We start from the raw sequence: 14,121 nt of genomic DNA on the forward strand, positions 1-14,121 counted from the left end.
ACCTCCATCGATTGCCGAGGGCTCGGAATGGGAATCAGCCTAACGGCTGCCCCCAGACCGCCACGTCATTGTAAGCCCCATGCCGGAGTGCTTCTTGTCATCAGGCTCACCCGCGTTTTTGCGCTACCGCGAACGTGCGCCGGAACGGAAAGACAGTCCCGTGCCGCCCCGCCGGATAGGCAGTGTCAAGCTGCGCCGCATACTCTGCCTCGAACTCGGCCGCCTCGTCTTCCGGGAGGGCCGCGAGGACCGGCCGGAGCCCCGTGCCGCGGACCCACTCGAGGACGGGCCGGGCACCAGGGAGCAGCTGCATGTAGGTGGTTTCCCAAGCGTCGGCGGCGCACCCGGCGTCGAGCATGATCTCCAGGTATTCCGCGGCTTCCCCCACCACGTCATCGTGGCGCAGGACCCCGGCAAGCCGTCCCGCCCAGGCCGGCGACTCGGCCAGCTCCCGCATCAGGGTGTGCGAGGGGGCGTTAAAGTTCCCCGGCACCTGGAGGGCGAACCAAGCCCCGGGTCTGAGTGCATCGAGCCACGCCGGCAACAGCTCGCGGTGGTCGGGCACCCATTGCAGGGCGGCATTGGTAACCACCACATCCGTATCCCCGGACGGCAGCCAGTGCTCGATGTCTGCCAGATCGAAGGACAGGTTGGACGTCACGTCCGCGCGGGCCTTGGACTTGGTCAGCATTTCCGGCGAGGAATCCAGCCCCACCACCTGGGCTCCCGGCCAGCGTTCAGCGAGCGACGCGGTCAGGTTGCCGGGACCGCAGCCGAGGTCGACGACGTGCCGCGGAGCCTCGGCATGGATCCGGCCGGTCAGATCAAAGAAAGGCCGGTCCCGGTAATCCCCGAACTGCACATATTTTTCGGGATCCCACTTCATATCCACCTCCAGGCCCGGCAACTGTTGCACTAACCGAAGCGTAGCCCCGCCCTGATGGCCAGCCAAGGAGGCGCGAACCGGGCGTGTGCGGAGGGACGTCCCGCCGGTGCCGCGGGCATCAAGCGGGCACTAAGCTGGAAAACGATGAAACTCGCTGATCAGCTCCCCGCCCCGGCCGCCCGAGTTCCCGGCAGGACCGGCCTGGACCCGGACGAGCTCTACACCCGGTTTGTGGAGTGGACTGAGACCCGCGGCCTTGCCCTTTACGCCGCCCAGGACGAAGCGATCATGGAGCTTGCCTCCGGCTCCAACGTCATCCTGGCCACGCCCACCGGCTCCGGCAAATCACTTGTGGCGATCGCGGCGCACTTCCAGGCGATGGCCCGCGGGCAGCGCAGCTACTACACCGCACCGATCAAGGCCCTCGTCTCGGAGAAATTCTTCGCCCTTTGCGAGATTTTCGGCGCCGAAAACGTCGGCATGATCACCGGCGACTCCGGCGTCAACCAGGACGCGCCGATCATTTGCTGCACCGCAGAAATCCTGGCCAACATTGCCTTGCGGGAAGGGGCCGGGGCCGACCTCGGCGCCGTCATCATGGACGAGTTCCACTTCTACTCCGACCCGCAGCGCGGCTGGGCGTGGCAGGTGCCGCTGCTCGAACTGCCGCAGGCGCAGTTCCTGCTGATGTCGGCAACGCTCGGTGACGTCAGCCGCTTCGAGGACGGGATCAGCGCCCTGACCGGCCGCCCGACCACCACCGTCAGTTCCGCGGAACGTCCCATCCCCCTGCACTACTACTACGAACAGACTCCGGTCCACGAGACCCTTGAGGAGCTGCTCGCCACCAAACAGGTTCCGGTCTACGTGGTCCATTTCAGCCAGGTCGAGGCGATTGACCGGGCGCAAAACCTGATGAGCATCAACGTCTGCACCCGCGAGGAGAAGGACAAGATTGCCGAGCTCATCGCCGGTTTCCGCTTCGCCGCCGGCTTCGGGAAAACCCTCAACCGGCTGGTCCGGCACGGGATCGGCGTCCACCACGCCGGCATGCTGCCCAAATACCGCCGGCTTGTGGAACAGCTCGCCCAGGCTGGCCTGCTGAAGGTCATCTGCGGCACCGACACACTCGGCGTCGGCATCAACGTGCCGATCCGCACCGTGCTCCTTACCGCCCTGAGCAAGTACGACGGCGTGCGCACCCGGCTGCTGAACTCCCGCGAGTTCCACCAGATCGCCGGGCGCGCCGGACGCGCCGGTTATGACACGGCGGGCACCGTGGTGGTCCAAGCCCCGGAGCACGTGACCGAAAACGTGAAGGCGATGGCTAAAGCCACGGCCAAGTTCGGCGACGACCAGAAAAAACTGCGCCAAGTGGTCAAGAAGAAGCCTCCGGAAGGCTTCGTGTCCTGGGGCGAACCGACCTACAAGCGGCTGGTGGAGTCGGTTCCGGATCCGCTGACGTCGAGCTTCACCGTGACGCATGCGATGCTGATGAACCTTATGGAGCGGCCCGGCGACCCGTTCCAGGCCGCCCGCCGCCTCCTCACCGAAAACCACGAGAGCCGGGCGTCCCAGCTGCAGCTCATGAAGAAAGCCCTGGGCATCTACCGCGAGCTGCTCGCTGCCGGAGTCGTCGAGCGGATCCCGCCGGCCGAGCAGGAAGCGGACGGCCGCACGGTCCGGCTCACAGTCCACCTGCAGGCCAACTTCGCCCTCAACCAGCCGCTGTCCCCCTTCGCCCTCGCGGCGCTGGAGCTGCTCGACCCGGAGTCGCCGTCGTACGCCCTGGACGTCGTGTCCGTGATTGAGGCGACCCTCGAGAAGCCGCGCCAGATCCTGTCGGCGCAGCAGAAGAAAGCGCGCGGCGAAGCCGTCGCAGCGATGAAGGCCGACGGCATCGAGTACGACCAGCGGATGGCCATGCTCGAGGAAGTCACCTACCCCCAGCCGCTGTCCGAGATCCTCGGCGAAGCGTTCGATGTCTACCGCAAGGCGGCACCATGGGTCGGTGACTTTGAACTCGCGCCCAAGGCTGTGGTCCGGGACATGTACGAACGCGCCATGAACTTCGGCGAATTCGTCCAGTTCTATGGCCTGGCCCGCTCGGAGGGGATTGTGCTGCGCTACCTCGCCGACGGATTCAAGGCGCTCCGCCAGACCGTCCCGCAGGACGCCCTCCGCGAGGACCTCGAGGACCTCATCGCCTGGCTCGGCGAACTGGTCCGCCAGGTGGACTCCAGCCTGCTGGACGAGTGGGAAGAGCTCACCTCCGGCGCCGCGCCCACACCGCACGACGCGCCCCCGCCCCCGCCGCCCGCGCTGACGTCCAACCTCCGGGCCTTCCGCGTCATGGTGCGCAACGAGATGTTCCGCCGCGTGGAGCTCTTCGCCGACGAGGCCGCCACCGCCCTGGGCGAGCTCGACGCCGGTTCCGGCTGGGACGCGGACCGTTGGGAGGACGCCCTGGATGACTACTTCGACGAGCACGACGACATCGGCACGGGCCCGGACGCCCGCGGCCCGGCGCTGCTGATCATCACGGAGGAACCCGGGGTGTGGAAGGTCCGGCAAATCTTCGACGACCCGGCCAGCCACCATGACTGGGGCATCTCCGCCGAGGTGGATCTCGCCGCCTCGGACGAGGCAGGGGCCGCGGTCGTGCGTGTCACGGACGTCAACCGGCTCTAGGGTGCGTGCCCGGGACGGGCGGCGGACCAGCCGTGAGGCCGGGCACGCGTAAGAGCCGTCGGGGCGGGCACGCGTAAACTCGAACAATGAGTGTAATCCGGCCCGCCGCCCCGCATGACGTCCCTGCCATCCTGCAGATGATCCACGACCTCGCCATCTACGAGAAGGAACCGGACGCGGTCCGGAACACTCCCCAGATGCTCACCGAGGCTCTCTTCGGGGAGACTCCGAGGGTCTTCGCCACCATGGCGGAGAACACGGCCGGCGAGGTCCGGGGCTTTGCCCTCTGGTTCCTGAACTACTCCACCTGGGAGGGGGTCCACGGGATTTACCTGGAGGACCTCTACGTCCGGCCCGAGGCCCGCGGCGAGGGCCACGGCAGGGCCCTGCTGCAGCATCTGGCCGCGACCGCCGTCGAGCGCGGGTACGCGCGGGTCGAATGGAGCGTGCTGGACTGGAACGAGCCCTCCATCAACTTCTACAAGAAGCTCGGGGCCGTCCCGATGGAGGAATGGTCCACCTTCCGCCTCACCGGCGGGGCGCTGGACGCGTTCGGCGGTGCCGGCTCCCGGACCGGTGCCGGCTCCCGCGCGGAGGCCGTCCGTGGTTGATCTCCCGCTGACCGGGTCCACGGGAGCCGGCCTCCTGGAGGCTGCGTCCAGCGCCCAGCGCAGAGCGCGGCACAGCGTCCGGGCTCGCCACACGTACCGGGGAATGCGCACCGCGGAACACTATTTCCAGGTTCCCCTGGACCACTTCGGCGACGCCGGCGGCCGCGGGGAAACCATCACGGTGTTCGCCCGCGAGTACGTCTCCACGGAGCACACCGAGGAAGCCGCGGCCGGGCTGCCATGGCTGCTCTACCTGCAGGGCGGCCCCGGCGGGCGCGGCAACCGCTTCCCGTCGCTGGGCGGCTGGAGCAAGGCCGCCGCGCGCGACTTCCGCATCCTCATGCTGGACCAGCGCGGCACCGGCCTGTCCTCGGCCATCGACCGGAACACCCTGCCGCTGCGCGGAACCGCGGCGGAACAGGCGCGTTACCTGACGCATTTCCGGGCCGATTCGATCGTCGCCGACGCCGAGGCCATCAGGGCGGCGCTCGGCGCGGCCCCGTGGACCGTCTACGGCCAGAGCTACGGCGGATTCTGCGCCCTCAGTTACCTGTCCTTCGCCCCCGAGGGGTTGCGAGAAGCGCTCGTCACCGGCGGGCTGGCCCCGCTGGTCGGGTCCGCGGACCGGGTGTACCGGGCGACGTTCCGGCGGGTCGCGGCCCGGAACGCCGAATACTTCGGCTGGTATCCCGAGGACCGGGCCGCCGTCACCCGCATCGCCCGGCACTTGCGGGACACGGAGGAATACCTGCCCGACGGCGGCCGGCTCACCGCCGAGCGGTTCCAGATGGTCGGCTCATTCCTGGGCGGGAACACCCGGGTGGATGCGCTGCACCACCTGCTCGAGGACGCCTTCGTGGCCACCCCGGAGGGTGACCGCCTCTCGGACGCCTTCCTGGACCAGGTGCGGGGCCTCGTCTCCCGGGCCGCGAACCCCCTGTACGCGCTGATGCACGAGTCCATCTACGCCCAGGCCGGAGCCACCGACTGGGCCGCCTGGCGGGTCCTGGAGGAGTTCCCCGAGTTCCGCCCCGACGCGCGGGAACCCCTCCTCACCGGGGAAATGGTCTACCCGTGGTACTTCGAACAGGACCCCGCCCTGCGGCCGCTGCAGGACGTCGCGCGGCTGCTCGCCGAGAAGGACGACTGGGCGCCGCTCTACGATCCGGAGCGGCTGGCACTGAACACTGTTCCCGTCGCGGCAGCCGTCTACACCGACGACATCTACGTGGACCGCGAACTCTCCCTCGAAACAGCGGCCGCCGTCCGCGGCCTGCAGGTGTGGGAGACGGACGAGTTCCACCACGACGGGATCGCGGACGACGGCGAGGCGATCTTCGGCCGCCTGCTCGCCATGGCCCGCTCCGCCCGACGCTAGCCCGACCACCGCCGGACATGTCCACCCCTGACCGGAACCACCGGACATGTCCCCCCGCTCGCCGGACCACCACTGGACATGTCCCTAGGTCGCGGCGAGCACTGGGCATAATGCCTTCATGTCCGCCCCGCGGGCCCAGGAATGGACATGCCCTCCCGCGGCGGAGCCAAAAGATACGGCGCTGAACCAGTGAGGGTCCAGCGCCGTATCTTTTACGTGCCGTCTAGGTGCCGCCGGGTGTCCGGCCGTCCGCCGCTAGTCGACGTCGCTCAGGCTCTTGCGGGCGTCTTCCTCCAGCCGGGCGTCCAGCTTGGATTTCGACGCTTTGGAGCTGATCAGGCTGGCGATCACGGCGATGACGATGGTGCCCATGATCACGGCGAGGGAGACGAAGGTCGGGATCTCCGGTGCCCATTCGATGTGCTGGCCGCCGTTGATAAAGGGCAACTCGTTGACGTGCATGGCGTGCAGGACCAGCTTCACGCCGATGAACGCCAGGATCACGGACAGGGCGTGCTTGAGGTAGATGAGCCGGTTCATGAGCCCGCCCAGCAGGAAGTAGAGCTGGCGCAGCCCCATGAGGGCGAAGATGTTCGCGGTGAAGACGATGAAGGCGCTCTGGGTGAGGCCGAAAATGGCCGGGATGGAGTCGACGGCGAAGAGCAGGTCCGTCATGCCGATGGTCACGAAGACGATCAGCATGGGCGTGAACACCTTTTTGCCGTCCACCACGGTGCGCAGCTTGCCCCCGTCGAACTTCTCGGACATCGGCATGACCCGGCGGATCCTGGCGATCAGCGGGTTCTCCTTGTCTTCCTCATCCTCGCCCTCGTCCTGGGCCTGCTTCCAGGCAGTCCAGAGCAGGAAGGCGCCGAAGATGTAAAAGACCCAGCTGAACTGGTCGATGACGATTGCGCCGAGCATGATGAAAATGCCGCGGAGGATCAACGCGATGATGATGCCCACCATGAGCACCTCCTGCTGGTACTTTCGCGGTACCGAGAAGCGCGCCATGATGATGATGAAGACGAACAGGTTATCGATGCTGAGACTGTATTCCGTCACCCAGCCTGCGATGAACTGGCCGCCGTATTCCGGGCCGGTGAAGGCGAACATGGCACCGGCGAACACCAGGGCCAGGGCCACGTAGAACGCAACCCACAGTCCGGCTTCCTTCATGGACGGTTCATGGGGGCGTTTGACGACCATCAGCAGGTCAATGGCCAGGATGACGCCGAGGACGACAAAGGAGCCGATCTCGAACCATAGGGGAAGTTCGGGCACGGGGGAAACCTTTCGTAGGGTACAGCTATGCGGTGTAAGTCTCTCCGACCGCTGGCGCATGACGCTGCCTGGCTGCCCGCTACGCCCGGCGCGGCATCCATGCCGTGCGTGTTGACGATCGTAGCGCTTGGGATACTCCCCTACGTTTGACCGAGTTTACCCTAGGCGTGCCCCGCCGACTGCATTTGACGCAGCTCCTTCTTCAATTCCCCCACCTCGTCGCGGAGCCGGGCCGCGAGTTCGAACTGCAGCTCCCCGGCGGCTGCGTGCATCTGTTCGGTGAGCTGCTCGATCAGGCCCACGAGATCCTCGGCCGGTGCAGCGGCGAGCCCGTCGGCCCGGACTTTCGAAGTGCCCTTGCCCTTGCCGCGCGCCTTTCCGGCAGCGGCGAGCAGCTCGCGGGTGTCGGCGTCCTCCTTGGCGATCTGGTCCGTGATGTCGGCGATCTTCTTCCGGAGCGGTTGGGGGTCGATCCCGTTTTCCGTGTTGTAGGCAACCTGGATGGCCCGGCGCCGGTTGGTCTCGTCGATCGCATGCGCCATGGAGTCGGTGATCCGGTCCGCGTACATGTGCACCTGGCCGGACACGTTGCGGGCGGCACGCCCGATGGTCTGGATCAGGGAGGTCGCGGAGCGCAGGAAGCCTTCCTTGTCCGCGTCCAGGATGCTGACCAGGGACACCTCCGGGAGGTCAAGGCCCTCACGGAGCAGGTTGATGCCCACGAGCACGTCGAAGACGCCCATGCGCAGTTCCCGCAGGAGTTCAACCCGGCGCAGGGTGTCGACGTCGGAGTGCAGGTACTCCACCTTCACGCCGTGGCCCACCAGGTAGTCGGTGAGGTCCTCTGCCATCCGCTTGGTCAGTGTGGTGACCAGGACGCGCTCGTTCTTCGCGGTGCGGATCCGGATCTCGCCCAGCAGGTCATCGATCTGGCCCTTGGTGGGTTTGACGATCACCTCGGGGTCGATCAGGCCTGTGGGGCGGATGATCTGCTGGACGTAGCCGTCGGACTTGCCGAGCTCGTATTTGCCGGGGGTCGCGGACAGGTAGACCGCCTGGCCCACCCGCTCCTGGAACTCGTCCCACTTGAGCGGGCGGTTGTCCATCGCCGAGGGCAGCCTGAAGCCAAAGTCCACCAGGTTCCGCTTGCGGGACATGTCGCCCTCGTACATGGCGCCGATTTGCGGCACGGTGACGTGGGATTCATCGATCACCAGGAGGAAGTCGTCCGGGAAGTAGTCGAGGAGGCAGTGCGGCGCGGTCCCGCGGGCGCGGCCGTCGATGTGCGAAGAGTAGTTCTCGATGCCGTTGCAGAACCCCATCTGCTGCATCATTTCGAGGTCATAGGTGGTGCGCATCCGGAGCCGTTGGGCCTCGACCAGCTTGTTCTGGCTTTCCAGAACGGCGAGGCGCTCGGCCAGTTCGTCTTCGATTCTCTTGATCGCCCGGGCCATCCGCTCGGGCCCGGCCACGTAGTGCGAGGCCGGGAAGACGTACATCTCGGTCTCATCCCGGAGCACTTCACCCGTCAGCGGGTGCAGGGTGTAGATGTTTTCGATCTCATCCCCGAAGAACTCGATTCGGATCGCAAGTTCCTCGTACATCGGAATGATTTCCACGGTGTCGCCGCGAACCCGGAACGTGCCGCGGTGAAAGTCCATGTCGTTACGGGCGTACTGCATGGAGACGAATTTCCGGAGCAGGGCGTCGCGGTTCATCTCCGCCCCCTTGCGGAGGGTGACCATGCCGGCGATGTACTCTTCGGGGGTGCCGAGGCCGTAAATGCAGGAGACCGTGGCCACCACAATCACATCGCGGCGGGTCAGCAGCGCGTTCGTGGCGGAGTGCCGGAGCCGTTCGACCTCCTCGTTGACGGAGGAGTCCTTCTCGATGAAGGTGTCTGTCTGCGCGACATAAGCTTCGGGCTGGTAGTAGTCGTAGTAGGAGACGAAGTACTCGACCGCGTTGTTCGGCAGCAGTTCACGGAATTCATTGGCCAGCTGCGCGGCAAGGGTCTTGTTCTGCACCATCACTAGGGTGGGCCGCTGGACCTGCTCGATCAGCCACGCCGTCGTCGCACTCTTGCCGGTACCGGTGGCGCCGAGCAGCACCACGTCTTTTTCGCCGTTCTTGATGCGCTCCGTCAGTTCGGCGATCGCGGTCGGCTGGTCACCCGCCGGCTGGAACTCGCTGATGACCTCGAAGGGCGCCACGACGCGGTTAATTTGCTGCGCAAGACTCATGACACTAATCTACCGCCGCCCGCCGGCGCCCACTTCGGATTCAGCTTTGGGCAGTACCCGGGCCGGCAGCGGTGCCGCCGTCGGTGCCGGTGCCGCCGTCGGTAGCGCCGGCGTCGTCCGCGTAAGACGGCGGTTGCCATCCCGTGCGCAGCACCCAGGCGTCCATCCGGGGGGCGGCGTAGTCAGTGAACCAGGTCTCCTTGTCCGCGGCGTACCCTGCGGTGGACTTGTCCACCCCGTGGAGCCCCGCCACGCGGCGTTTCTCCGCCACGTAGTCCGCGCGCGCGCCGGCGTCGGCGCGGAGCCAGTCGCGGAAGCACAGCGCGTACCGCCAGCCCGGGGATCCCGCGGGACGGATGTGCACGTTCACCGGCCGGCCGGGATCGGCGTTGCCGTGCAGGCGCTTGCCCCAGTCGGCGGGGTCTGGGTGCGAGGGTTTGGGCTTGTCGGCGATGATGCCCGGCCAGCGCGGGAACCCGGCGTCGGCCAGCAGCGGGGCGAGCCGGTCCGCGGCGTCGAGGTCGCGGACGCTCAGCTGGAGGTCGATCACGTCTTTGGCGTCGAGATCCGGCACGGCCGTGGACCCGATGTGGTCCAGGGCCAGGACGTCCTGCGGGATCGCGGTCCGCAGCCGGGCGATCAGCCGGCCGGCCTGCGCCGGCCACTCCGGATCCGCCGCGGTGAGCACGGGCCCTCCCGTCCGCGGCGCGATGCGTTGTTCCTTGAGGTTCAGTGCAAACGGCGCCAGCCGCTCCTCCCACAGCGCATCGACCGCGTGCCGGAGTTGCTCCGGTGCGCCGGAGTTGTCCAGCACGACGTCTGCGGCCGCCAGCCGGTCCTCGCGGCTCGCCTGGGCATTCATTCGGGCGCGCGCCTCGTCGGTGCTCATCCGGCGGTGGTCGGCCATCCGCCGGACCCGGACGTCGTCCGGCGCATCCACCACGATCACCAGGTGGAAGCTCTTGCCTTGCCCGGTTTCCACCAGCAGCGGGATGTCCTGGACGACGACGGCACCTGCCGGGGCGGCGGCGACCAGCGCTGCGGCGCGCTCCCGCACCAGGGGATGGATGATCCCGTTGAGCGCGGCCAGCCGCTCCGCGTTCCCGAACACCAGGGCGCCCAGCCCGGGCCGGTCCAGCCGCCCGTCGGCCGTCAGGACCGCAGCACCGAAGGTCTCCACCACCCGCGCCAGCCCGACGGTGCCCGGCTCCACAACCTCCCGGGCCAGCGCGTCGGCGTCGACGAGCACCGCGCCGAGCTCGCGCAGGCGCGCGGCAACCATTGACTTCCCCGCGGCGATCCCGCCGGTCAACCCGATCTTCAGCACCTCACCAGACTAAACTGAACCGGTGGCAGATGAGGCGGACTCCCCCCAGAGCAGGACTTCCAGCTACACAACCCTCACCGCCGGACCCGGGTTCCGTGCCGAGATCGAGGTCAAGCGGTCCCGGTTCATCACCGTCCTGGTCCGCACGCCGGACGAGGACGCGGCCCGCGCCGCCCTGGCCGGCCTGCGCAAGGAATTCCATGATGCCCGGCACCACTGCTCCGCTTTCGTCCTGGGCCCCGACCGGGACGTGCAGCGCTCCAACGACGACGGCGAACCGTCCGGAACGGCGGGCATCCCCATGCTCGAGGCACTCCTGAGGCGGGAGACGACGCCGGGCGTCGCCGACCTCAGCGACGTCACCGCCGTCGTGGTGCGGTATTTTGGCGGGATTCTGCTGGGCGCAGGCGGGCTGGTGCGCGCGTATTCGGAGTCGGTGTCCGCGGCGTTGGAGCTCGCTCCCCTCGTGCGCCGCAGTCGGCTGCGGATCTGCGCGGTGCCGCTGGAGCATGCGGCGGCGGGGCGGCTGGAAAACGACCTGCGCGCCGCGGGTTATGTCATGGCCGAGACCCGCTACGAGCCCCAGACCACCGTCCTGCGGCTCGCGCTGCCGGACAATCCAGGCGAACTGGCCCGCGCCGCGGACCGCGTGGCGGCCCTGTCCGCCGGCAGCACATCGCTGCTGCCCGGGGAAACGGCGTGGGTCGACGTCCCGGTCAGCTGAACCCGCGCGCCGGGGACACCATCCGCACATGCCCGTCCCACAGGCCCGGGAATGGACATGTCCGCCCGCCAGCCAGGGCACTCTGGACATGTCCCCCGCTCGCGGCGGCCAATGGACAAAGTCCGCATGTGCCCACTCCACTTACTCAGGACTGGACATGTCCTCCGCCCGATGCGCGCAGATGACCGGGGTGGTTAGATCTCGTGGGCTATTTCCCAGATGTGCCCGGCGGGATCACGGAAGCAGGCCGTGCGGACACCCCAGGGGCGGTCCATCGGTCCGTTGAGCAGGTCGACGCCGCGGCGGGACAGTTCGGCGCACATCGAATCGACGTCATCCACTTGGATGGTGAACTGCAGTCGGGCGCCGGATTCTGCGCTGGCCACGGTCGCCGGGTGGATAAGTTCGGGGGCCTCGGAGACATGGAGCAAATTGATCAACGTGTTCTCGAACTTAAAGACTGCAGAAACGTCGTCCTCAAAGACAAGCGGGAGCTTAAAGACTTCTGCATAGAAGCTCTTCGTAGTGGCCAGGTCTTCAACAAACAGGGTGATGGCCCCGATACGCTGCGGCCACGGACGAGCCGCTTTGCCTGTGTCCTGTGCTTCAGCGGTTTCCGGCGCTTCGGCCATGGCAGTCCCCTCGTCGTCGGCGGGAAATCCCAACCCGCAAAGTCTGGACTCGGGGCCGGGCCGCCGTCAAGGTGGCGCAGCCGGCCTGCACGGCAGTCATAAGGCCGATTCAGGGATGGAGTGGCATGATCCCCTCTCGTGCAAGGGACAGGTCCTGGCTCTGGCCCACGAGTGGACATGTTCCTAGAGCCACCCCAGGAATGGACATGTCCGCGGCCCGCGCCGGTGTAACCTTCCGACCGTTGGACATGTTCCTCACCGTGGCGCAGGAACGGTCAGGATGCCCATATGCCCGCTGGCCGGGCTCAATAATGGGCATGTCCCCACACGGAAGGCTCCAAGAAGGGGCATGTCCAGCGGAACCGAACGCCGCGGAGCATGTCCAACAGCGGCGCGGAAAAATGGACATGTCCCAGCGGGGAGGGCTTCAAAAAGGGGCATGTCCAGCGGAACCGAACGCCGCAGAGCATGTCCAACAGCGGCGCGGAAAAATGGACATGTCCCAGCGGGGAGGGCGTCAAAAATGGGCATGTCCAGCGGAACCGACCGCCGCGGAGCATGTCCGGTGGAACGGGGGGCCGGGGCACATGTGCGCGGTGAACCAGCAGGCAACGAAAAGGTGGCCGCCCCGGGGGGACGGCCACCTTTGTGCACCGTGACGGTGCCGGTTCAAGCTACAGAGTGCCTGGCCTCAGGGAGCGGGCTCCCTGAGGATCAAGGGCAATTAGTTGCCGGTCAGCTTCTCACGCAGAGCGGCGAGAGCCTCGTCCGAAGCAAGCGTGCCTGCACCGGCTTCGGTTGCGGCCGGCTCGGAGGAGTAGCTGGTGGCGCCGGAATCGCTGTCACCGGACGTTGCTGCAGCAGCGTCGTCGGAAGCGTGCTGGGCAACCTGCTTCTTGTGGGCTTCCCAGCGGGTCTGGGCGTCAGCGTACTGCTGCTCCCAGGCGGCGCGCTGGTTCTCGTAGCCTTCAAGCCACTCGTTGGACTCCGGGTCGAAGCCCTCCGGGTACTTGTAGTTGCCCTCTTCGTCGTACTCGGCGGCCATGCCGTAGAGTGCCGGATCGAATTCGGTGCTGTCGGCGTCGACGCCCTCGTTGGCCTGCTTGAGGGAGAGCGAGATGCGGCGGCGCTCGAGGTCGATGTCGATGACCTTGACGAACAGCTCGTCGCCAACGGAGACAACCTGCTCGGCCAGCTCAACGTGGCGCACGGCGAGCTCGGAGATGTGGACCAGGCCTTCGATGCCGTCTTCAACGCGGACGAACGCGCCGAACGGAACGAGCTTGGTGACCTTACCCGGAACAACCTGGCCGAGGGCGTGGGTGCGGGCGAAGGTCTGCCACGGATCTTCCTGCGTAGCCTTGAGCGACAGGGAGACACGCTCGCGGTCCAGGTCGACCTCGAGAACCTCGACGGTGACTTCCTGGCCAACTTCGACAACCTCGGACGGGTGGTCGATGTGCTTCCAGGACAGCTCGGAAACGTGAACCAGGCCGTCTACGCCGCCCAGGTCCACGAAGGCACCGAAGTTGACGATGGAGGAAACGACGCCGGGACGGACCTGGCCCTTTTCCAGCTTGTTGAGGAACGTGGAGCGGACCTCGGACTGGGTCTGCTCGAGCCATGCACGGCGGGACAGCACAACGTTGTTGCGGTTCTTGTCCAGCTCGATGATCTTGGCTTCGATCTGCTGACCGATGTACGGAGCGAGGTCGCGCACACGGCGCATCTCGACGAGGGATGCGGGCAGGAAGCCGCGCAGACCGATGTCGAGGATAAGACCACCCTTGACAACCTCGATGACGGTACCGGTGACAACACCGTCTTCTTCCTTGACCTTCTCGATGTCGCCCCAGGCACGCTCGTACTGAGCACGCTTCTTGGAGAGGATCAGGCGGCCTTCTTTGTCTTCCTTGGTGAGCACCAGGGCCTCGACCTGATCGCCAACGGAGACGACGTCTCCGGGGTCAACGTCGTGCTTGATGGAAAGCTCGCGGGAAGGAATGACACCTTCGGTCTTGTAACCGATGTCGAGCAGAACTTCGTCGCGGTCGACCTTGACGACGGTGCCTTCGACGAGGTCTCCGTCGTTGAAGTACTTGATGGTCGCGTCGACAGCTGCGAGGAAGTCCTCAGCGGTACCGATGTCGTTGATCGCGACTACGGGGGTACCGGGCTTCTCGGTGGAGGTGATGGTCATGTAGTAGGGGCTCCGTTGTGGATAGTTAGTCGGTCAGGCAAACCGCTTCGCCCGCATCATGGAATGCAGGCGAAGAATACGGCGTCACGTTAAGCGATTCGCCGGGTCATCCTGATTTTGTGGATTGTAAATGCGCGCACGTAGT

General features: G+C 66.6%; 10 protein-coding genes. 4 read left to right on the forward strand and 6 right to left on the reverse strand.

Translation table 11 applies throughout. The annotated features are described in order from the left end of the window. Positions 1-106 precede the first annotated feature (106 nt). The gene (locus ACFVVK_RS02270; protein ID WP_390262850.1) at positions 107-886 is read right to left on the reverse strand and encodes a trans-aconitate 2-methyltransferase; all 780 of its coding nucleotides are present in this window, start codon (positions 884-886) and stop codon (positions 107-109) included. Positions 887-1,030: 144 nt separating this feature from the next. Between ACFVVK_RS02270 and ACFVVK_RS02275 the strand changes: the two genes are divergently transcribed. The 3 genes from ACFVVK_RS02275 to ACFVVK_RS02285 all read left to right on the forward strand — a co-directional run bounded on the left by ACFVVK_RS02275 (position 1,031) and on the right by ACFVVK_RS02285 (position 5,566). Further along, positions 1,031-3,577, forward strand: coding sequence for a DEAD/DEAH box helicase (locus ACFVVK_RS02275; RefSeq protein WP_390262857.1), 2,547 nt, complete (start codon positions 1,031-1,033; stop codon positions 3,575-3,577). A gap of 86 nt (positions 3,578-3,663) precedes the next feature. Beyond that, positions 3,664-4,188 carry a GNAT family N-acetyltransferase gene (locus tag ACFVVK_RS02280; RefSeq protein ID WP_390262860.1) on the forward strand — a complete coding sequence of 175 codons (525 nt, stop codon included), beginning with the start codon at positions 3,664-3,666 and terminating at the stop codon, positions 4,186-4,188. 103 nt (positions 4,189-4,291) lie between these two features. Next, the gene (locus ACFVVK_RS02285) at positions 4,292-5,566 is read left to right on the forward strand and encodes an alpha/beta fold hydrolase (protein WP_390263587.1); all 1,275 of its coding nucleotides are present in this window, start codon (positions 4,292-4,294) and stop codon (positions 5,564-5,566) included. A gap of 255 nt (positions 5,567-5,821) precedes the next feature. Here the strand turns inward: ACFVVK_RS02285 and ACFVVK_RS02290 are convergent, their stop codons facing one another. From ACFVVK_RS02290 to coaE, 3 genes are all read right to left on the reverse strand, one after another. Then, positions 5,822-6,850, reverse strand: a complete 1,029-nt coding sequence (locus ACFVVK_RS02290) for a TerC family protein (protein WP_390262863.1) — start codon at positions 6,848-6,850, stop codon at positions 5,822-5,824. Between the two features lie 161 nt (positions 6,851-7,011). After that, positions 7,012-9,093, reverse strand: coding sequence for an excinuclease ABC subunit UvrB (gene uvrB, locus ACFVVK_RS02295; protein ID WP_390262866.1), 2,082 nt, complete (start codon positions 9,091-9,093; stop codon positions 7,012-7,014). Between the two features lie 40 nt (positions 9,094-9,133). Beyond that, positions 9,134-10,420, reverse strand: a complete 1,287-nt coding sequence (gene coaE, locus ACFVVK_RS02300) for a dephospho-CoA kinase (RefSeq protein WP_390262869.1) — start codon at positions 10,418-10,420, stop codon at positions 9,134-9,136. A 22-nt stretch (positions 10,421-10,442) separates the two neighbouring features. Between coaE and ACFVVK_RS02305 the strand changes: the two genes are divergently transcribed. Further along, entirely contained in the window at positions 10,443-11,144 is a 702-nt protein-coding gene (locus tag ACFVVK_RS02305; protein ID WP_390262872.1) for an IMPACT family protein, read from the forward strand. Between the two features lie 194 nt (positions 11,145-11,338). On the opposite strand, the gene ACFVVK_RS02310 is transcribed toward ACFVVK_RS02305, so the two are convergent. Together ACFVVK_RS02310 and rpsA are read right to left on the reverse strand one after the other, a co-directional pair. Beyond that, positions 11,339-11,809, reverse strand: a complete 471-nt coding sequence (locus ACFVVK_RS02310) for a VOC family protein (RefSeq protein ID WP_390262875.1) — start codon at positions 11,807-11,809, stop codon at positions 11,339-11,341. A gap of 691 nt (positions 11,810-12,500) precedes the next feature. After that, positions 12,501-13,976: a 30S ribosomal protein S1 gene (gene rpsA, locus ACFVVK_RS02315; protein WP_390262878.1), complete on the reverse strand. Its 1,476-nt coding sequence runs from the start codon at positions 13,974-13,976 to the stop codon at positions 12,501-12,503. Positions 13,977-14,121: the final 145 nt, after the last annotated feature.

The organism is Arthrobacter sp. NPDC058192 (assembly GCF_042883665.1).
GTDB lineage: Bacteria > Actinomycetota > Actinomycetes > Actinomycetales > Micrococcaceae > Arthrobacter.